Source organism: Vreelandella indica (assembly GCF_037070225.1).
GTDB classification, from domain to species: domain Bacteria; phylum Pseudomonadota; class Gammaproteobacteria; order Pseudomonadales; family Halomonadaceae; genus Vreelandella; species Vreelandella arctica.
On record NZ_JBANSO010000001.1, the window covers coordinates 318,220 to 338,493 of the forward strand.

Annotated in this window: 21 protein-coding genes; 12 read left to right on the forward strand and 9 right to left on the reverse strand. The window is 55.0% G+C overall.

Going from position 1 to position 20,274, the window contains the following annotated elements; all coding sequences use genetic code 11:
- Positions 1–3 precede the first annotated feature (3 nt).
- A complete protein-coding gene (locus V8L71_RS01520) occupies positions 4–1,212 on the reverse strand; it encodes an amino acid deaminase (protein ID WP_336273012.1) in 1,209 nt (402 codons plus the stop codon).
- Between the two features lie 228 nt (positions 1,213–1,440).
- On the opposite strand from V8L71_RS01520, the gene V8L71_RS01525 reads away from it, so the two are divergent.
- The 6 genes from V8L71_RS01525 (at position 1,441) to V8L71_RS01550 (ending at position 8,650) form a co-directional block, all read left to right on the forward strand.
- Entirely contained in the window at positions 1,441–2,220 is a 780-nt protein-coding gene (locus tag V8L71_RS01525) for an OBAP family protein (RefSeq protein ID WP_336273013.1), read from the forward strand.
- Positions 2,221–2,702: 482 nt separating this feature from the next.
- The gene (locus tag V8L71_RS01530; RefSeq protein WP_336273014.1) at positions 2,703–4,262 is read left to right on the forward strand and encodes a sensor domain-containing diguanylate cyclase; all 1,560 of its coding nucleotides are present in this window, start codon (positions 2,703–2,705) and stop codon (positions 4,260–4,262) included.
- Between the two features lie 46 nt (positions 4,263–4,308).
- Positions 4,309–4,974, forward strand: a complete 666-nt coding sequence (locus tag V8L71_RS01535) for an ABC transporter ATP-binding protein (protein ID WP_336273015.1) — start codon at positions 4,309–4,311, stop codon at positions 4,972–4,974.
- Positions 4,971–6,488, forward strand: a complete 1,518-nt coding sequence (locus V8L71_RS01540; protein ID WP_336273016.1) for an ABC transporter permease — start codon at positions 4,971–4,973, stop codon at positions 6,486–6,488. The genes V8L71_RS01535 and V8L71_RS01540 overlap by 4 nt, the downstream gene beginning before the upstream one ends.
- Positions 6,394–7,452: an ABC transporter permease gene (locus V8L71_RS01545; protein ID WP_336273017.1), complete on the forward strand. Its 1,059-nt coding sequence runs from the start codon at positions 6,394–6,396 to the stop codon at positions 7,450–7,452. Before V8L71_RS01540 ends, V8L71_RS01545 begins: the two co-directional genes overlap by 95 nt.
- A 10-nt stretch (positions 7,453–7,462) precedes the next feature.
- Complete coding sequence (locus tag V8L71_RS01550) at positions 7,463–8,650, forward strand: lipocalin-like domain-containing protein (protein WP_336273018.1); 1,188 nt, start codon at positions 7,463–7,465, stop codon at positions 8,648–8,650.
- A gap of 50 nt (positions 8,651–8,700) precedes the next feature.
- On the opposite strand, the gene V8L71_RS01555 is transcribed toward V8L71_RS01550, so the two are convergent.
- Both V8L71_RS01555 and V8L71_RS01560 read right to left on the reverse strand, forming a co-directional pair.
- On the reverse strand, positions 8,701–9,018 hold the full coding sequence (locus V8L71_RS01555) for a c-type cytochrome (RefSeq protein WP_336273019.1): 318 nt from the start codon (positions 9,016–9,018) through the stop codon (positions 8,701–8,703).
- 112 nt (positions 9,019–9,130) lie between these two features.
- Entirely contained in the window at positions 9,131–10,408 is a 1,278-nt protein-coding gene (locus V8L71_RS01560; RefSeq protein WP_336273020.1) for a PQQ-dependent sugar dehydrogenase, read from the reverse strand.
- Positions 10,409–10,692: 284 nt separating this feature from the next.
- Here V8L71_RS01560 and V8L71_RS01565 point away from each other — a divergent pair, with 284 nt between their 5' ends.
- From V8L71_RS01565 to V8L71_RS01580, 4 genes are read left to right on the forward strand one after another with little or no spacing between them, the layout of a single operon-like run.
- The gene (locus tag V8L71_RS01565; RefSeq protein ID WP_336273021.1) at positions 10,693–11,586 is read left to right on the forward strand and encodes a beta-keto acid cleavage family enzyme; all 894 of its coding nucleotides are present in this window, start codon (positions 10,693–10,695) and stop codon (positions 11,584–11,586) included.
- Positions 11,583–12,536 (forward strand): L-carnitine dehydrogenase, encoded by a 954-nt coding sequence (locus V8L71_RS01570; RefSeq protein WP_336273022.1) that lies wholly within the window; start codon positions 11,583–11,585, stop codon positions 12,534–12,536. The genes V8L71_RS01565 and V8L71_RS01570 overlap by 4 nt, the downstream gene beginning before the upstream one ends.
- A complete protein-coding gene (locus V8L71_RS01575; protein ID WP_336273023.1) occupies positions 12,536–12,991 on the forward strand; it encodes a thioesterase family protein in 456 nt (151 codons plus the stop codon). The genes V8L71_RS01570 and V8L71_RS01575 overlap by 1 nt, the downstream gene beginning before the upstream one ends.
- A 14-nt stretch (positions 12,992–13,005) precedes the next feature.
- Positions 13,006–13,827: an alpha/beta hydrolase fold domain-containing protein gene (locus V8L71_RS01580; RefSeq protein WP_101146549.1), complete on the forward strand. Its 822-nt coding sequence runs from the start codon at positions 13,006–13,008 to the stop codon at positions 13,825–13,827.
- Between the two features lie 68 nt (positions 13,828–13,895).
- Here the strand turns inward: V8L71_RS01580 and V8L71_RS01585 are convergent, their stop codons facing one another.
- From V8L71_RS01585 to V8L71_RS01600, 4 genes are all read right to left on the reverse strand, one after another.
- Positions 13,896–14,762, reverse strand: coding sequence for an ABC transporter substrate-binding protein (locus V8L71_RS01585; protein ID WP_336273024.1), 867 nt, complete (start codon positions 14,760–14,762; stop codon positions 13,896–13,898).
- 206 nt (positions 14,763–14,968) lie between these two features.
- Entirely contained in the window at positions 14,969–15,937 is a 969-nt protein-coding gene (locus V8L71_RS01590; RefSeq protein WP_336273025.1) for a GlxA family transcriptional regulator, read from the reverse strand.
- 196 nt (positions 15,938–16,133) lie between these two features.
- Positions 16,134–17,246, reverse strand: coding sequence for an RNA-guided endonuclease InsQ/TnpB family protein (locus V8L71_RS01595; protein WP_101146552.1), 1,113 nt, complete (start codon positions 17,244–17,246; stop codon positions 16,134–16,136).
- A gap of 130 nt (positions 17,247–17,376) precedes the next feature.
- Positions 17,377–17,472, reverse strand: a complete 96-nt coding sequence (locus V8L71_RS01600) for a DUF333 domain-containing protein (RefSeq protein WP_232774878.1) — start codon at positions 17,470–17,472, stop codon at positions 17,377–17,379.
- A 194-nt stretch (positions 17,473–17,666) separates the two neighbouring features.
- Here V8L71_RS01600 and V8L71_RS01605 point away from each other — a divergent pair, with 194 nt between their 5' ends.
- Together V8L71_RS01605 and V8L71_RS01610 are read left to right on the forward strand one after the other, a co-directional pair.
- Positions 17,667–18,155 carry a pyridoxamine 5'-phosphate oxidase family protein gene (locus V8L71_RS01605; RefSeq protein ID WP_101146553.1) on the forward strand — a complete coding sequence of 163 codons (489 nt, stop codon included), beginning with the start codon at positions 17,667–17,669 and terminating at the stop codon, positions 18,153–18,155.
- Positions 18,148–18,711 (forward strand): CAP domain-containing protein, encoded by a 564-nt coding sequence (locus tag V8L71_RS01610; RefSeq protein ID WP_332870634.1) that lies wholly within the window; start codon positions 18,148–18,150, stop codon positions 18,709–18,711. Before V8L71_RS01605 ends, V8L71_RS01610 begins: the two co-directional genes overlap by 8 nt.
- A 15-nt stretch (positions 18,712–18,726) precedes the next feature.
- Here the strand turns inward: V8L71_RS01610 and V8L71_RS01615 are convergent, their stop codons facing one another.
- Together V8L71_RS01615 and V8L71_RS01620 are read right to left on the reverse strand one after the other, a co-directional pair.
- Positions 18,727–19,215, reverse strand: a complete 489-nt coding sequence (locus V8L71_RS01615; protein WP_101146555.1) for a CreA family protein — start codon at positions 19,213–19,215, stop codon at positions 18,727–18,729.
- Between the two features lie 105 nt (positions 19,216–19,320).
- Positions 19,321–20,097: a hypothetical protein gene (locus V8L71_RS01620; protein WP_336273026.1), complete on the reverse strand. Its 777-nt coding sequence runs from the start codon at positions 20,095–20,097 to the stop codon at positions 19,321–19,323.
- Between the last annotated feature and the right edge of the window lie 177 nt (positions 20,098–20,274).

Genomic DNA, 20,274 nt, shown 5'->3' on the forward strand with positions numbered 1-20,274 from the left:
CTTTTAAAAGCAGGTCGCCATGTGTTCTTTCACGTTCAAGGCGTCATCGACAAGCAGCAGTTGGCGCCATTTATCAAACGTCAGGCATGGATGGGAGGCACCAAACGCAACGATGTCACCGATCTGAACGTCCTGGGCATCGTCAGATAGCCGCACGAACGTGTGCTGATCCATGATTTTCGTCACTTCCCAGCCAGCCACCGATAACGGCTGCGCTGGCGTACCAGCTTCCCGGTAGCGACGCAGGACAATGGGCAACTGATCATGTCCGATATCACGCTTACCTAGCGCCACAATCGCAAGCCCAGGTTCGGGAAGCGACTGCACTTGGGCAAAGACTTCCAAGGCAGGCACAAGCCCCTGTTGCAAATCCGGCCGACGGTCTAATACGGCCGATTGCGCTTCACGATAAAGCCCATGGTCGTGAACGATGTAGCAACCTGGGCGTAGCACGGGGTTAAATTTCCCCTGCAGTGGTGCGCCCTGAAAGGACTCCGCAATCACGTCATACCAGGCGGAACCTGACGCGGTGACAATCGGGTTTTCTTCAGCAAAGCGTCCAGCAGCTTCAAGCTCTACGGCAACATCCACCAGGTAGTTAGCATAGGTACGAATACCTGATTCGGGATTATCCCCGTGAACTACACCTTCATAGCCCTCTAACCCCACGAGGGAGAGCGCTGGCTCATTGCCAATCGCCTCTGCCAGCGAAAGAATTTGCTGCTGATTGCGACAGCCACAGCGGCCACCCTCAACGCCTACCTCAATAAGCACCGATAACGTCAAGCCCCGTTCAGCAAAAAAGCGCCCTAGCTGGCGCACGTTCTCATGGCTATCGACTACACAGTAAAACGCAGCGCCCTGCTCGATCAGACTGGCGATAATGGCCATATTGGCCTGGCCCACCAATTGGTTCGCCATCAATATTCGGGTGATGCCATTGGCAAAGGCAGCACGACACTGGGGCGCAGTGGCAAGTGTGATACCCCACGCACCTGCCTGGAGCTGTCGATGGAAAAGCGCGGGCGTCATGGTGGTTTTTCCATGGGGGGCCAAGTGAGCACCGTGAGCTTCTGCGAAGCGCTGCATCCACATCAAGTTGTGCGCGAGCGGAGCCTCATGCACCACCGCTGCAGGCAGGCTGACACCGGACAATAAATTGGAGCCGAGCTCCACCCCACCTTTATCTACCGCTAATCCATTTGAACGCATACGTCTCCTTTAGAACGTGGCCGCTTATCTGAGTATTAACTGCCGCACCGCCAGCACCACACCGCGCAGTTCGGCTAGGCCGCGCAGGCGCCCCGTTGCATCAAACACGCGGTGGTTGGCACCATTTATCATAGGTCAAACATAGCGCACTAAATTGAAAATCACCGGTAACAGGCTAACCTCAAAAACATATTGCAATATGTTTATAGCCAAATAGTAGGTGGTTTTATGCTCAACATTAATGGCTTTCATTACGGTACGTTTGTCGCATCGATCTTTACTCTAGCTGGTTGCACCGGCATGGGGGAGACGCACTCGACTACTGAGGTTCCTGGTAGAGCTGAGAGTGCAAAATCTCAACTATTAGAAGCAGGAGCAAGCATGATGCAAACAGACGCTCCCCCATCGCGTCTTAATGTTTACCTCGTCGGTTTTCACCCGTTAAAAAAAGAGCCACTGCACCAGTTTGAGGCCCATCACTTCTGTGATCAGGTAAATGAAGACTTCTTACAGTGCGCTCTTTACGACGGCAATACTGATGATGCGAAGCTAAACGGTATTGAATACATCATCTCTGAAACACTCTTCGAGCAACTCCCAGAAGAAGAGAAACAATACTGGCATCCGCATAACGGTGAGATTCTTTCCGGCCAGTTGGTTGCCCCTAACTTACCAGTAGCTGCCGAACATGAACTTATGAAAAGCAAGGTGAACAGCTACGGTAAAACATGGCATACGTGGGGTACAGCGCATAGTGAGGGCAATGAACTTTCATTACCCCTTGGAGAGCCCTCTCTTGCGTGGTCGTTCAATCGTGACGGCGAGGCGAAACCAGGCCTGATTGAGGAACGTGACCAACGAATGGGCATTGATACAGAAGAACGGCGTAGAGCACGGCAAGATTTAGTGCCATTAGCAAAGCCACAAAGCGGCATTGATGCCTTAAAAGGCGAGTTTCCTAGGCCAACACAGCCAATCCCTGGCGTCGAGGCCAAGCCTTCTTATTAAAATAGTTTGGCGAGAAAATCTAGTACAAAACCCAAGTTACCGACTGCGGCGTCACACATAAAAGACCTATATCTAAACGTGCTGCTGGCTAACTGCACATTGCTTGCGCTTTAACTAATTGGGCTGAAATTTCCTCTATAAATGGTGCCTGTCATTGAAAGAAATCTAAAGCAACCGGGAGTAAAAAAAAGAAACTCAAAGTAACAAGCCAGGTATAAGTTCTTAAAAATAGCTAATTTCCTACCCCTACGTAAGAAATTACTTACAAATAACTAGGAGATATCTTACAAAACAGTACCGATTAGAGTACTTTTGGGATCGACAAAGAAAAATCAGTAGAACCGAATATAAGTATTTTGTCCGTGATTCACCTATGATGAATTAAAACGAACGCTTGAATACGAACATCATCGGCTTCGACGCAATAGCCAGGAAAGGCTGAAGGCTGCTGAAACTAGCCAATAAAAAGCAAGGAGAGAGTAATGGAGGTCATTCAGGGAAAAGACTATTCGAAAGATCTAGCCTTAGCGACTGCACTACCTGCATTTTTAGTAGCTGATCTCCTCAAGTGTCCTAATCTGCCCTCTCTACCTTCTGTCGCTATTAATGTCTTGAAGATAGCACGCACAGAGCACCCTTCGGTTAGCGAGTATGCCAACGCCATTGAGCGTGATCCAGCCTTAACCATGCGAATCATTACGCTTGCGAACAGTGCCTTTTTCTCGCGTACCCACATTAAAGTGCACACGTGCCATGAAGCGGCTGCCCGCCTGGGGTTAGATGCCACACTGGCAGCAGTAATGAGTTTCAGCCTACTTCAAAACAGGGCGGTCGATACCCATTATCAGCGTGTATGGATGCGCTCGATCATTGCCTCGTTAGCAGCACGACACCTTGCCATTCATCTCTGCGCCGACATGGCAGGACCTGTTTTTACGGCAGCCTTGCTTCAAGACATTGGCATTATTGCCTTGCGTGCAACTTATCCTATAGAAAGCAGTCATTTATATGCTGAAGCCGCTCTATCACATCGGCAGTTATCAGAATCAGAACAACGGCTTTTTGGCTGTGACCACTCTCAAGTAGGTGCTTGGATTGCCGCTAAATGGGGAGTTCCAACACCTCTCGCCCAACGTATCTGTGATAGCCATGGTGAATACGACATTGCCGCCCCGGACATGGTATGTATTCAGTTATCTGGCCCCATCGCCGATGCCTGGCTCTCTTCAAACCCAGCACAGTCATTAGTCACTGTGATAAGGGAATTTGAAACCTATCGGGGCACCCACACCATCTCTTTGCGGCATTTATTAGAAAATATTCAGCAGCAGTTACCGGCGTTGGCTGACATGTTGCAGATGGCAGCCCCTCCGCTACAAGATAACGAATCGCTGCTTGCTGAGGCGCAACAACTGCTATTTCGGCAGACGTTACAGCTCAATGCGCGTCTTGAGATGCAACAGGCGGAACTCGCTTTGCTGCGTCAACGACAAGATGAGTTAGAAGAGCGCTCGCGAACCGATACGCTCACAGGCCTTGCGAACCGTGCCTGGCTAGAAGAGCAGATGCAAAAGCGTTTTGCCCTGTGTCAGCAACAGTCTCGCATCATGTCAGTCGTATTTATTGACCTGGACCATTTCAAAAAACTGAACGATAAGTACGGGCACCAAATGGGCGACCAAGTGCTCGAAAAATTCGGCAAGACGCTTCAAGCGTTAATTCGCGAAGGTGACTTGGCCGGCCGCTGGGGCGGTGAGGAATTTTTGATCATTTTACCTGATGAAAACGCCAAAGCTGCCCATGTTTTCGCAAAGCGAATTGGCGAGCGTTTAGAAAAAATCCCAATGGGTCGCGATGGCAATGTTCCCATCCATGTCTCCGTCTCTATTGGTATTGCCTGTTTAAATGATGGCGGGTTTGGCAGCGCAGGCGAGCTAATTGATGCGGCTGATAAAAGCATGTATTTCATCAAGCGCACAGGGCGCGGCGGCATAGCCGTGTATGGCGAGCGCGGCGCACCGATTACGCCTATTGATGACTAGTCTGGCGTTTGCGATTAGTGCCTTTCCTCAGCAATAAGGGCAGCCCATGCTGGAACTTCATCAGGTCCATAAAACCTATACGACACCTCAAGGCCCGCTAAAAGTACTCGACGATGTCTCCCTTCGCTTAGCACCCGGCCAAAGCCTCGCACTAATGGGCGAATCGGGAAGTGGAAAATCCACCCTCCTCCATCTTGCTGCCGGTTTGGATCTGCCTGATCAGGGCAGCATCACACTCTCGGGAAAGAATGTATCGACGCTAGCCGAACCCGACCGCGCCAAGCTACGCCGCGAAAAATTGGGCTTAGTATTTCAGCAATTTCACTTAGTCCCCAGCCTAACGGTCATCGACAATCTGCGCCTTCAGGCGCGTCTGGCCAACCGTGACGATACCGACTGGACAGCCTATTTAATCGCACGGCTGGGGCTAGAGGGGCTGGAAAAACGTTACCCAGAACAACTTTCCGGCGGGCAACAACAACGCCTGGCCATTGGCCGCGCTTTAGCCCCGCGCCCGCCGCTGTTACTAGCCGACGAACCGACGGGCAACTTGGATGAAACCACCGCAGGTGAAGTGCTTGAACTGCTATTAAGCCTTGTCCGCGAAACCCAGTGCGCTCTTCTAGTCGTGACCCACAGCCCGCAAGTGGCCGCCCCGCTGGACCGCTGCCTGCGTTTACGCCACGGACAACTGATTAACACGGCATTATGATCAAAGCCCTGCCCACGGTGCTGGCGACGCTGCTCGCTCACTATCGGCGTCACCCTGGCCAATTAGCCATGCTACTGCTCGGCCTGTGGGTAGCTAGCGCTCTATGGAGTGGCATTCAAGCCATCAACGCCACGGCTCGCGACAGCTACGACCGCGCCGATGCCATGTTTGATACCCAGTTGGATCAGCTTGAGCGACGCGATGGCGCTCCCCTCACTCGTGCGGACTATCACGCCCTACGCCAAGCGGGCTTGCCCGTTTCGCCCATGCTAGAGGGTGACGTTGTCACTCAAGATGGCACCCGGCTAACATTGATCGGCATTGATCCGCTGACCCTGGCTAATAATAACCCGCTGGCCCAAGCAGACTCCTCGGGATCGTTAACCGCCTTCCTGACACCGCCGTGGCAAACGCGTGCAGCCCCCGACACCTTAACGGCCACCACTACCCTGGCGAACGGCAAGACACTCCCGCCGCTCATCTCAGCGCCAGCGCTACCGCCGGACACGCTAATGATGGATATCGCCGCTGCAGCACGGCTACTTGAAAGCGGTGAAGAAATCACACGCCTTGTGGCCGCGCCGGGGGCACTGGCAAAGGCACCGGCCGGATTAACGCTCACCCGTGCCACACGCATCGCCACCCCCGGCCAACTTACCGAAAGTTTTCACTTAAACCTTACCGCGTTGGGTCTACTCGCTTGGGTCGTAGGGCTATTTATCGTGCAGGCCGCGCTAGGTCTGGCTTTGGAACAACGCTTGGGCATGCTGCGTACCCTACGAGTACTGGGGGTCTCAGGGCGTAGTCTGGTTCTAGCGCTCGGCGTAGAACTCATCCTGCTTGGCCTGATAGGTGCCGCTGCTGGCATCGCCAGCGGCGTATGGCTGGCACGCCTATTACTGCCCGATGTAGCGGCCACCCTAGGCTCGCTGTATGGCGCAGGCGTTGGTAGAGAGCTCAACTTACCCTGGCATTACTGGGTCGGCGGGCTAGCGGTTAGCCTTGGCGGGCTACTGCTGGCGGGCGGCGGCGTGCTGTGGCGCGCTGCGCGCTTAAACATGCTGGAATTAGGCCAGATGCAGGCTTGGCGAAGTGGTTACCGTCGACAGTTAATGTTGATGAGTATCGGCGGCGCTTTCGCAGTGGGCGTTTCGCTAGCTTTGCATATTTGGCTTCGCTTTCAGCCCCCGGGCGATGGCTTAGTGGCAGGCTTTGCGCTGGTTGCCGCGTTACTTCTGGCCAGCGCACTGTGGCTCCCCCCCCTTGCTAGCCCTCGTATTGAAAGTGCTGACACATCTCGCCCGACGACGCCCGCTAGTTCATTGGGCACTGGCGGATATGCAGCTTCAGCTACCCAAGCTCTCGCTTGCCATGATGGCCCTACTCATCGCCCTGGCGACCAATCTAGGGGTCGGCAGTATGGTCGGTGGTTTTCGTCTCACCTTTTTAGAGTGGCTGGATCAGCGCTTGGTCGCCCCCCTCTATTTGAATGCTCCCGCCGAGCAATATACTGATATTGATGCTTGGCTGGCTGACCGCCCTGGCGTCTCAGATCGCCTGCTCACTCGGCGAAGCGAGGCCATACTCGAGTCCATCATCACGCACAAAGGCAGTCGCACTTTGGGCACACCTATCGAGCTTTATGGCATTACGCCAGGCGAATCTTTGACACCTCACTGGCCTCTCCTGACGACCCAGCAAGACCGCGACGCTGCCTGGGCAGCCTTTGAACATGGCGCGGCTTTTATTAACGAACAACTCGCTACTGCTGAGAATCTTTCCCCCGGCGACCAGCTAACCCTTCGCGCGCCGGGCGCCAATGAAACGCTGACCATCGCCGCGACTTACCCTGATTACGGTAATCCCAGCGGGCAGATTCTCATGGCATCGCCCCAGCTTGCCGCGCGTTTTGATGCCCCGCCTAGCTCGATGGGCGTGGTGCTGCATCCCAACGCCGATGTGGATGCCCTGCGTGAAGCACTTACCGAGCGCTTTGGCCTGGGCAGCGATGCCCTTAGCGACCAACGCGAGATCAAGCGCATCGCCACCGAGATTTTCGAGCGCACCTTTACCATCACCCGTGCCCTGAATGTACTGACCTTAGCGGTCGCGGCCCTGGCACTGCTGGCTAGCCTTCTTGCCCAGGCACGCAGCCGACGCCAACAGCTAGCACCGCTTTGGGCGCTGGGTGTTCCTAGGGCACAGCTAGCCCAGCTCAGCTTGGTGCAGCTGGGGGGTGCGGCATTGGTCACCGGCCTGCTGGCACTGCCACTGGGTATCGCGATCACCTGGGGCTTGGTGGCGATCATTAATGTGGCTGCCTTTGGTTGGCGCCTACCGCTCTATCTATTCCCTTGGGAAATGGCTGTCACCTTGGCGACCGCGGTTGCCGTGGCGCTGTTATCTGCAGCACTGCCTGCGCTGCGCTTTTGGCGTGCCTCACCGCGCACGTTACTAGCAGAAGAGGCCAATCAGTGAGCCTAAATCAATGAGTTTAAGTCGACTGCAAAACTTCCGTCTTCTACTTGCGTTCACCGCGACGCTGATGCTTCACGGCTGCAGTTCAGAAGAATCAACGTCGCCTGCTGACACAGGCTTTGCCGGGCTGGGCCAGGAGGCTGATGGCTTTCAACATGCCGAGCCAAACCAGTTGCTTACATTCCCAACTGATCACGCTGCACACCCGGATTACCGCATCGAGTGGTGGTACTTAACTGCCAACTTAGAAGATGCCTCTGGCGAGCCACTTGGCCTGCAGTGGACACTTTTTCGTCAAGCGTTAACGCCGCCGAGCGAGCGCCCTGCTCCTACACCCTGGGCGGCTGACCAACTCTGGATGGCCCATATGGCGATCTCCCAAGGAGAACAACACGAAGTGGCCGAGCGTTTCGGGCGCAGCCACTCTCAGGCCGACCTGAGCGTTCCCCAGGATAGCCAAGCAGGCATCATCTCCAGCCCCTTCCATGCCTGGTTAGATGATTGGCAGCTTAAAGCAAGCGAAGAGGCCGGCAGCAGCGATTTCAGCCCCTTAACGCTCACCGCCTACAGCGGCGAAGGCGAGTCGCGCTTTGGCTATACGTTAACGCTTACCGCCCAAGGGCCACTGGTTTTGCATGGGGAACAAGGGTTCAGCCAGAAAGCCACCAATGGCCAGGGCTCTATGTACTACAGCCAGCCCTTCTGGAGAATTGAAGGCGATGTAACCCTCAATGGCGAGACCCAAGCCGTCAGTGGTCGTGGCTGGCTCGATCGCGAATGGAGCAGCCAGCTACTCGATGCTCGACAGTCAGGTTGGGATTGGCTATCGCTGCATTTTAACGACGGTCACAAGCTGATGGCGTTTCAACTACGGGGCGGTGGTGACAACACTGATCAAGAGCAAGGCGCTGACTACCGCTCGGGCACCTGGATTACTCCGCAAGGTGAACCCACTCCATTAGCAAATACCGACATCATCATGACCCCGCTGGCAACGTCGACTGTCGCCGGGCGAGAAATCCCCACCCGCTGGCGGCTGGAAGTGCCATCAGCAGGTGTCGATATCAACGTCGAAGCGCCCCACGCCAACCGCTGGATGAGTACCAGCGTGCCGTACTGGGAGGGCGAAGTGGAGATCAGTGACCGCGCCAGCGGCGGGCCGCTTGGCGACGGACATCTGGAAATGACCGGGTATTAATAAGCAATAAGCAAGTGGCGTAATTAATGCGGCTCTTTTAAACAGCCATGTCACTCGGCGCTCTCTGTGATAAAAGCAGCTAGATTAGCAATATCATCATCCGATAAATCGGTAGCATTGGGGATCATCAAGAAAGAGTTTGATCCCACCTTTTCACCAGCTCGGTACGTTTCAAGGCGGGAAGTAATATACTCCGCATCCCGCCCGCTAAGTGAAGGAAAGCTAGCCATTCCCTTCCCTTTTGGGCCGTGACATTGGGCACATGCGTCGGCAAATAGCGCTTCTCCGGCGGACTTATCTGCCGCCTGACCACTTGTCGACCCCATCGCCAGCGCCATCGTAATAATGAAAAACAGCGATACCTTCATAGTGACCTTTTCCCAGTAGAGTGGTCTTGATCAAAAAGCATGAGTTGGTGTGGGTGAGCGCGCAGCCGCACTGAGCTATGCCAGGAGCTATGCCAGTGCGGCTGCCATTAGCTTATTCCGGAGTGATGCGGTAAATGCTGCCTTCATCAACCGCTGTATAAAGATCACCCTCCGGGCCCAGTACCACCGAACGGAAGCGAGCCGCTCCCATAGGCACCGGCATTTCGGCAACGTCATTTACCGAAAGACCATCCTCCGCGATATCAATCAGGTTAATACGCTGCCCCACCGGCGTACCGCCGAAACCGATGCCCATAAAACCGACAACCAAACGGCCGTCCCAATCGCCCCACTGCTCGCCGACAAGAAACTCGGCAGACGAGATACCTTGAGAAAGCCCATCGTTCTGCCAAGCGGGCTGCATAGCGTCAGGGTAGGTTTCGGTGTCGGTCACCGGCATATAGGCCGCACGCTCTTTTGGATCCATCCCCTCGGTCTGATTGGGCTCATAACCGCAATAATCGTCCGGGCAGTCGCCACGGCCCGCCATGTTGGGTTTCGGATCCCAGCCACTATTACCACCATTAACTAGCGCATTGATCTCATCCGAATGCCAGGGGCCGTGTTCCGTCACAATCGGTTGTCCAGTAGTTGGGTGGAAGGTAATGCCCTGTACGTTGCGGTGCCCATAAGTATAGATGCGAGGATCGAAGCCCTCAGGCGGTTCATTACCCTCGGCAGCCTTACCATCCCGGTCGATACGCAGCACCTTGCCACCAAGAAGCTTCGGTGACTGCGGTATCTCACTGTTATGGTTATCGCCAGTGGTCACATACAGGTAGCCATCCTCCGGGCTGAAGCGGATACGTCCGCCATTGTGTGCGCCAGCATCGCCGAACGGGTGGTCGGTGGCGGCGGGCTTGTACGGAATATCCTCGACAATGTCGGTGCGATCCGATACCTCAGTAAACTCACTGTTGACTGTCATGCGCAGCACACGGTTAGTGCGTGGCTCAGACATGTTGGAGGCAGAGTAAACGTAGACCGTGCGGTTTTCGTCAAAATCGGGGTCGATGGCCACACCGTTCATCCCGGCCTGACCTTCGCAAACAAGATCATCGGCAGTGGTGGCGTACTCCTCCGTGCCTTCCATGCCTAGCAGATGCTCTACCTCACCATCGGGGAGCCGTACCGAAAGCCCACGACAGCGTTCGGTGTAAAACATCGTCCCATCGGGCAGAAAGGCCATATCCCAAGGATTTTCAAGACCGGTTAACACCTCAGTCTGGCTGAGTTCAGGCTCATTGGCAGTCGTGACCGCTGGGAAGCCGACGATAACCGCAGAGGCGATGGCTGCACATAGCGGTCGCAGAGTGGTTTTGGGGGACATGGCAAGCTCTCCTTCCTTAAGTTGTTTGTAATTTTTATTTACATTGCACGCGCTTATTTAGTTTAGATCGGCAACCATGGCGGTCAATATTTACCGTGAACCAAGTTTCTAATCAGCACATTGCGAATTGAGCAATCCCCATTGTGGGGAGTGAGGAGGAGTCAATTCACCAATGGAGATCAAAAACCGCACCCTGTGTATAGCGAATGTCGCTTTATGACAACCAATGTCTGCACACCGCGACACACTAGTAAGCGAATAAACTGCTGACTAGAGAGCACGCCATGAACCGCAATGTCATTCTCACCTGTGCCGTTACCGGCGCAGGGGATACTACCGCCAAAAACCCCAGCGTTCCCGTGACACCCAAGGCCATCGCGGCCTCCTGCATTGAAGCTGCTCGCGCCGGGGCCAGCATCGCGCATATCCATGTTCGCGACCCAGAGACCGGCGGCATCAGCCACTCTTCTGAGCAGTTCCGCGAAGTAATGGAGCGCGTTCGCGAGGCCGATGTGGATATCGTCATGAACATCACCGCGGGCGGCGGCGGCGACTGGATCCCCGATGCCACAGACCCAACACGCGGTGGCCCTGGCACCGATATCCAAACGCCCGCCGAACGTCACGCCCCGGTCGGCGAGCTGCTCCCCGAGCTGTGCACGCTGGATTGCGGCAGCCTCAACTTTGGCGACATGGTCTACGTCAACCCCGCTGACTGGCTGCGCGAGCACGCCCGCCTCGTTCAAGCCGCAGGTGTTAAACCGGAGCTGGAGTGCTTTGATCTGGGCCACGTCTGGTTTGCTCGCCAGCTTCAGCAAGAGGGATTGATCGATGGCGACCCGCTCTACCAGCTCTGCCTGGGTATTCCTTGGGGCGCCGAAGCGGACACCGAAACCATGCTGGCCATGCGTAACAAATTACCTACCAACGCTAACTGGGCCGCTTTTGGCATTGGTCGCCATCAAATGCCCATGGTCGCCCAAGCCGTGCTGCTGGGTGGCCACGCAAGGGTCGGGTTGGAAGATAACCTGTTTTTAGAAAAAGGCGTGTTGGCTAACAACGGCCAACTGGTCGAGAAAGCGTCAACCATCATTGAAAACCTCGGCGCCCGAGTAATGACACCTGCAGAAACCCGGGCACATCTGAAGTTACGTAACCCGTCAGGAGATGCTGTATGAGCCGCTTAGCCGTGATTGGTACTGGCGTGATTGGCAACGGTTGGATTGCCCGCGCCCTCGCTCAAGGGTGGGACGTCGTCGCCTTCGACCCGGATCCCAACGCGCCAGCGCGCACCCAATCGTTTATCGACAATGCCTGGGCTTCGTTAACCCAGCTTGGCCTTGCGCCCGGTGCTAGCCCTGATTGGTTAACCTTTGCGACCACGATTGAAGAGGCTGTGAACGGCGCGGACCTGATTCAGGAGAACGTGCCCGAGCGCCTACCGCTAAAGCAAGAAATTTTAGCCGCTATCGATGCTGCCGCCGCACCGGACGTCATCATTGGCTCGTCGACTTCCGGCTTCAAACCCACCGACCTGCAGCAGCAGTGCCAGCAAGCACCTGGGCGGGTGATCGTCGCTCACCCCTTCAACCCGGTGTATTTGCTGCCATTGGTAGAGCTTGTTGGCGGTGAGGCCACCCAGCCCGCCCAAATCGCCAGCGCCCAAGAGTTGTATCAGTCGCTCGCCATGCGGCCGTTGGTGGTGCGCCGTGAAATAGAGGGCCATATCGCCGACCGCTTGATGGAAGCGCTGTGGCGTGAAGCCTTGCACCTGGTCAACGATGGCGTGGCCACCACCGAAGAGATCGACGCGGCGGTGGTTTACGGCTGCGGGCTCCGCTGGCCATTGATGGGCACCTTTTTAACCTTCCACTTGGCGGGCGGCGAGCCTGGCATGCGTCATATGCTGGAGCAGTTTGGCCCCGCATTAAAACTACCCTGGACCAAGCTGGAAGCCCCCGAACTCACCGACGAACTCATCGACAAAGTGGTCGAAGGCTGTGAGCACCAGGCCGCGGGGCGTTCAGTGGCCACGCTGGACCGGCGCCGGGATGACTTTTTAGTCGAGCTGCTGGAAGTAGTGCAAAAATACTGGCCGGAAGCCGAAGGTCTAAAGGGACGCATTTAATGATCATCCATGAAACCCACGTCGCCCCCGAGTGGGTCGACTACAACGGGCACATGAACGACGCGGAGTACGCCCGCGTCTTTTCCCAGGCCTGCGAAGCACTGATTGACCAGATAGGCTTAGACGAAGCAGGCCGTGAGCACTATGGCTACACGATCTATACGCTGGAAACCCACCTCTGCTATCGCCGCGAGGCGCACCAAGGTCAGCCGCTCAATATTGACCTAACGCTGCTCGATAGCGATGCAAAACGCCTGCACGTATTTTTCGCCATGTTCGATGACGAAGGCAACCTGCTGGCAACCAGCGAACAGATGCTGATGGGCATGAAGCAAGCTTCCGGGCGACCAAGCCCGTTTCCCGAAACGGTCGCAAATCATGTGGCGGCACTGCCGCGGGCAGAGAGCGATGCCTGGCCGGAGCTTGCTGGCCGCACCATCGGTATTCGACGCTGAGGGTGACATCAAAGATGAACGTAGACGCCTTTATTCAACGCTTTAGCGCAGGGCTGGCCATGATGGAGGAACTACCCTTGCCTCAATCGCGGCGTGCCTACGATAAGCTTTGTCGCACCGTCGCCCCACCCGACCCGGCAGGAATGCGGATCGACAATAGCATTTGTGAGGGTGTTAGCGTGCGCCGCTTTATCCCCCAACGGCGAACGCCAGGCTGCGTGCTGTTTATCCATGGCGGCGGTTTTACGATCGGCTCAGCGGAGAGCCACCACGGCCTCGCCGCCAGCTTGGCACAAACCCTTGAGCGTGAAGTGGTGAGCGTTAACTATCGGCTGGCGCCAGAGGTGGCTTACCCCGCCATGTTGGCAGACTGCCAAGCGGTGTTAGAAGCGATTCATCCTGTTGCGCTGGTGGGTGACAGCGCGGGCGGACGACTGGCTATCGACCTTGCCCATCAGCTTAATGAAGCACCGCCGCTCGGATTGATCTACCCACCGGTCGGCGAACTTTCAACTAGCTGCCTTGGGGAGGAAGCACCACTACTGTCACGCAGCGATGTGCTCAGTATTCGTCAACAGTGCCCTGAGATTATCGCCACCCAGCGGGATTGTAGCCCTCCTGCGAGCAGCATCGAAGTGCTCACCGTGGAGCACGACCCGTTAACGCGGCCTGTCGAAACGGCGGTGGTGCTCTGGCAGCAAGCGGGGGCGTCCATTGGCTACCGCTGTGCGCCGCAGATGGTACATGGCGCGCTTCACGCCCACACTCAGCTACCCGACATGAGTGCCGCTTGGCAGGACTTTTGCCACACACTAAAACGGCGCCTTAATCATTAAGGCGCCGTTTCGTCGTTCAGTTCGTAAAAAACGTGCTTTTAAGCGTCGAGCTATTAAGAGCCGAGCTATTAAGAATCAAACTGGGCCCGCACTTGCTCAATAGCGGATTTGCCATCGCGGGTTTCAACACCGTCTAACCATTCGGCAACGGTATCCAGGTTGTTACCAATCCACTCGTTCGCCACTTCATCCGCCGGGCGCTCTTCGTAGCTGTACTCGTGCACCCACTCGTTCTGGTCCTCGATCGCCACCACGTATTGCGACAGGAAGCGGTGCACCTGTGGTGCCTCATCGGCAAGGCTTGCCGGGGTAATAGTCCACACGGTGCTTTCAATGGATGCCACGCCCGCATCATCGCTGTCGGCTAAATAGGCTAAATCAAAGCTCACGTTCATCCAGTGAGGTTCCCAGCCGACAAACGTGACCCATTCCTCGTCAGCCATTTTTTGCTCCGCCTGGGCAAGCATGGCCGAGGTCGAGCTTTCACGAAGCTGCCAATCCCCCAGACCTGCCAGGTCGTTATCGATGGCGTTGAGAATGGCCTCATTGATCCCGGTGCCCGCTTCTATCCCCTGGATCTCACCGTCGAACTGATCGCGATGCGCTGCTAATTCAGCCACCGTGGTCACGCCGGCATCGTAGACATACTGGGGAACCACCAGCCCGGAATTGGCCCCGCTGATATTGGAAACCACCTTCTCGACTTTGCCATCCGCTACCAGCGGCTCGACCATATCAGTCTGTACCGGGTACCAGCCGCCCAGATAGATTTCCAGGTCGTTGCTCGACAGGCCTTCCAGAATGACGCTCACGGCCAGATCTTGCTGGCGCGTCTCATAGCCCATCACTTCAACCAGCTGGGCAGCCACTTCAGACTTAACCGTCACCCCCGGCCACGGCGGCACCCCAAAACGCAGCTCATCGAGCTCTGCCATAGCAGGCGTGGCAACGAACGCAGAGAGTAGAAACCCCGCTTTCAGCGACAATGACTTGGTAGTGGCAGAGAGTAGTGCCAGAATTAGTAGTGACAGACATATGGCTAAACCTCTTATTAGATGGGTTTAGTTAGTATGCGCGGCTGCCTTACCACTACTAGGCACTAGGCGACGCTTACCAGACATAACACGACGAACACTAGGCCTTAAACGTTTTCCTCGCGTACTTGCCGCGGCGAATAGCCGTAATACATACGAAATGAACGCGCAAAGCTAGATGACGAGTTAAACCCGCAGGCTAATCCCACCGCCAGCACGGCAAGATCTGTTTCCGCTAACAGTCGCCGGGCGCGCTTGATGCGCAGCTGCAAGTACCACTGCCGCGGGGTAACGTTTAGCTCCTGCTCGAATAAGCGCTGAAGTTGGCGAACTGACACTTCTAAACGGCTCGCGACCTCTTCAAGGGAAAGCGGCTCTTCAAGGTTCTGCTCCATCAGCGCCACCGCCTCAACCACGCGCCGGTTGTGGGTGCCAAGGCGTTTCACCAGCGCCATGCGCTGCTGGTCGCTGCGAGTGCGAATTCGGTCATGAATCAGTTGCTCAGACACATCGATGGCCAGCTTCGCGCCATGCCGGCGCGCGATCACCTCAAGGGCCATATCCATGGCCGCCGCCCCACCCGCACAGGAGAAGCGCCGCTCCCCCAGCTCATACAGCTCATCCGTGGTCTCAATACCCGGAAAGCGTTCACGAAATGCAGGCAAACTCTCCCAGTGCAGCGCCACCCGCTCGTGTTTTAGCAACCCAGTGGCCGCGAGCAAAAATGCCCCGGTATCAATACCGCCCAAGCAGCAGCCCGCTTGATCCAACTGATGAAGCCAGGCCATTAATGGTCGAGTGAGATGGGCTTCCGGCGTAAACCCGCTGCATACCGCCAGCGAAGGCAAGTGATGGACATCCGCCGTTGCTTGATCCGCCATCAGCGTCATACCGTTAGATGCCGTCACCGGCCCACCATCAGCGCTGATCAAGGTCCAATCGAACAGCGGACGGTTGGCAATGCGATTAGCGATCCGCAGCGGCTCTACCGCCGCAAAGAATGCCATCATCGAATACTGGGGCAACAATAAAAAGCCCACCATTTCCGGTAGTGGGCCTGTATAACTAAGACGCATATTCGTGCTCGATATCAGTCATGGAAAGCGTTCATTGACATCCTCCGACCACTAAATCAGAGATGATAGTGGCGGATTCCCAAGTTGTTACCTTCCTGGTTCCTGCTTCGGTGTTCGCCGCCTTCAATACCTTGGCATTGCCGGTCTGACACAAACTCCACAGGCGTAAATTCCCGAATGCCCTTCGGTATTTACTTCAACTCTCGGCACCGGCTAACAACGCGGTGCCTGCTTGTAGAATATTGCGGGCGGCATTGAGGTCACGATCAATGCCTTGGGTGCCGCAGTCTGGGCAGTCCCAGGTGCGGACATTCAGTGGTAGTGAGGCCATCACAAAGCCACAGCCATAACAGCGTTTGCTGCTGGGGTACCAGCGGTCGATTTGGACGAACTGCCGTCCCGCCCAGGCCGCTTTATAGTCAAGCTGGCGCACCAGCTCGCCCCAGCCAACATCGCTTATGGCTTTGGATAGATGTCGGTTTTTGACCATATTCTTAACCTGCAAACTCTCCGCCGCGATCACTTGGTTCTCGTTGACGATCTGGCGGGTGAGTTTATGGAGGTGGTCAAGCCGACTACCGGCAATTTTAGCGTGGCATTTAGCAACCTTTAGCCGCGCCTTGGCGCGGTTGTTGGAGCCTTTTTGCTTGCGGCTCAATTGCCGCTGCGCCCGCGCCAGCTTGCGGGCATAGCGCGCCGTATGACGCGGATTATTAACGCGCTTTCCGTCACTGGTGACGAATAAATCTTTCAGCCCAAGATCAATGCCCACCATCTTCGGCGTGATCGGCAGGGTGTCGGCCTCCACTTTGCACAGACAGCTAACGAAGTAGCGACCAGCCGCGTCTTTGGATACCGTAACGGTGCTAGGGGTAGAAGGTAGATCGCGGCTCCAGCGAATGTTCAGCGGTTCGCTGCACTTGGCCAGCGTGATCTGTCCGTCACGGTACGAAAATGCCGAACTAGCAAAGGTGGCGGATTGGCGATGCTTTTTGGATTTAAAGCTCGGATAGCGAGCCCGCTTGGCAAAGAAGTGTTTGAACGCCATTTGCTGATGCCGCAGGCATTGCTGCAACGGCACCGAACTGACGTCGGCCAGGAACGCGGTGTCAGGCTGCTTTTTCAACTGCGTTAGAAATGCGCTAGCGTCATTGTAGCCGATCTTTTCCTGACGCTGATAGAACGCATCGGTGCGATAGCGCAGCACCGCGTTCCAGACAAACCGCACGCATCCAAACGTCCGTGCCAGCAAGGTTGCCTGCTCGGGCGTGGGGTAAAAGCGGTATTTGAAAGCGCGTTCGGTTTTCATTTCTTACAACTTATATGCATTTATGTAAGATCGCAAGCATTAGAAACAAGGCGTCCTTTCGGACGCCGTGCTATCCATCTACGCCCAAAACGTGCCTTGGATGGGGTGCTCCGCGCTTTTCAATAAAGCCCTAGTCGTTGTCGAGCCGCTCCATACGGTATAGCCGCCACTGGTTCTCGACCCGGCCATCCGGCAAGTGGCAATAGCGTCCGGTACCCAACCACATGGCAGCCTCCTGCTATCAACATTAAAGCGTGTAGCCATCCACTTTAATCCTGCACGGCATTAGTAACCACCTTACCTGCACTATTTGGCGTTTGCTGATGTCGACAATGGTAGCTAGGCTGTAGCTAGCAACATCGACGTACAAGCATTGTCGATGGCTATTCGCAATACTTAATTCATAAGGAGAGTGAAGCTATGTCCAGCCCTGAACATAAGCAAAAGATCTGGAAGATGATCAAAGACATTAAAGTTGGCATGCTCGTTACGCTGGATCACGATATGCCGCGAGCTCGGCCGATGCACTTAGTGCAGGAAGAGTATGATGGCACCCTGTGGTTCTTTACTCGCCGCAGTGCTGAAAAAGTGTTTGAAACCAAGAGTGATCATGATGTTTGTCTCAGTTTTTCTGATCAGGAAGATGGCGTGTACGTTTCGCTTTCGGGCAAAGCCAACCTGATCGATAACCGTGATCTGATCGAAAAATACTGGAACCCTTTCGTCGGCGCTTGGTTTCCTGAAGGCAAGGATGATCCAGACGTCGCACTGCTTGAAGTTAAAGTCCAGATGGGTGAGCACTGGAAAGCCAAAGAGAGTAAAACCTTTCAGCTCTATGAGATCGCCAAAGCTAATCTCAAAAAGGACGCCACTCCAGACCTAGGCGAGAATGAAAAATTCGGTGGCTAACCTCCTTACCAAGAAGCGCCCTACTGCCGGGGCGCTTTTCAGCCTAATGCTTGTCATGCTCATGGGCTCAAATAGCGCATGGGCAACTGACGAATCCCAGAGCGATAAGGCCAGCGTGCAAGATCAGTGTGAACTCACCGATCAAGAGCGGGAAATGCTCACGCTGATTAACGAGGCGCGCAGCCAGCAGCGGCAATGCGGCGATCAACGGTTTGAGGCCGTGGGATCGTTAGTTTGGAGCTGCAAGCTGGAAGCAGCGGCCAAGAGCCACTCCCAGGACATGGCCGAGAATGACTACTTTAGCCATACAGGCCCGGATGGCGCGGGAATTGAGCAACGCGTCAATAATCAGAATTACGCATGGCAAGCCGTGGGTGAAAATATCGCCGCTGGCCATACCTCGGTGTCCGCAGCAGTGGAAGGCTGGCTAGAGAGTCCCGGCCATTGCCGCAACATCATGAATGACGCCTTTACCGAGATGGGCATGGCGAAAGCCAAAGATTCAGAATCGCGCTATTCAATCTACTGGACACAAACACTCGGCAACCCTCGCTAAGCACACACGAGTCAATTACTGGCCGCCTCCTAACCCACCATAGTGGACGGCCGTAATCGCATTTTTAGGCGAGCCATCTACCAGTTTGGTGCTGTAGGTGAGGTACACAAAAGTCTGCGTTTCGGTATCGTGCATCCGGACAACGCGCATATTTTTGAACAGTGCCGAGCGCCGCTGTGTAAAAATTACTTCTTGCTCATCTACCTCAGCGGGGTCAAACACAATCTCCCCCGTCTGCCGACACGCTACGCTAGCTTCACTCGCCTCCTCAGCAAGCCCTACCGCGCCCGAGATCCCACCAATTTGAGAGTAGGAAAGATAGCAGGAGATGCCCTGCACTTTCGGATCATCGAAGCGCTCCACTTCGATCGTATTGTTCGGGCCAAGCAGCTTGAACTCGGTTCGCACGCTACCGATGTGAGCATCCTGAGCGAGCAGCGCGGGTGGGAACAATGCAGACATAAGAATGAGCGCCCTGAAAGTGGCGCGTTTAGAAAAAAACATGGTTAGCTTCCTTTGCAATAATTAGCCTAATGGTGGGCAGGAGAGGAGTATGTCTGAGGCAACATAAAATGCTTCCTTATAGTATTTAGATAACGGGGGCTGACCTTACCGTGGTCTGCGTATACCACTCCAAGTGCCATAAATACTATGACGCACAAAGCCCCACTCTCCCCAGAAAACATCCATGTTATCCTTTGGAACGCTAAATAAAAAATAGCCACCATTATTACTGAGCGACCACTGCCCTGTGATGGAAATCGCGTCTTGCCCACTGCTGTACTGTATATTGAAAAGATCTCCAACGGCTTCACTGCCAGCCAACCGGTAAGCACCTCTACTGCCTTTAAAATCCACACGTGCTCGAACATGACTGCCATCGTCAGTTGTATAACTCGTATCCCAGGAGCTTTCATGAAGCCGCGGGAACTTCGCAGTGGGTGGCGGCATCATCATTTTTATTGAACTTGGCCGTACGTCTGTAGCTGGGTTAATTTCGTTGTCAGTCTCAATCAAGCAGAGAAAATGTTCTTGCACACACACAGGGGGAGGCTCAAACATTTCGCCAATAGTCGGTAAATTGCTTGGCGGGGGGAACCACGACTCATCGATTTCCTCGATTCGCCCCCGACGATATTCTGGGCGGAGGAGCGAATATTGTTCGGATGCCAAATCAAATCGACCAATGAATTTCTTGGTAGTCGAATCGAAGTAGTACGCTTTATCTGGGGCGTCATCATAAACAATCACAATTTGTTGTTGGTACTCAAGGCTATTTTCTGGGTTCTTCGCGAACCAAAACGTCGACCTGAGTCTTTTTTCTGAATCACGGGTCCAGCCATCGGTTTTATCGCCGTTTGTGTAAAATTGGTCAGGATGCTGCAATTGCACCTGCGCAAAGACCTCGCTAATTGAAGACAAGAGGATAAATATAAGTAGTATTGAACCGCCCCGGTTATTCCGGAGACCGGTTTGTTTGAGTCAGGCAGCTTCACCCGACTCCTCCAATTGACGATAATACGTCCTTTCTCGTTCTGCTGGTGGAACGTTTCCGATGGGTTC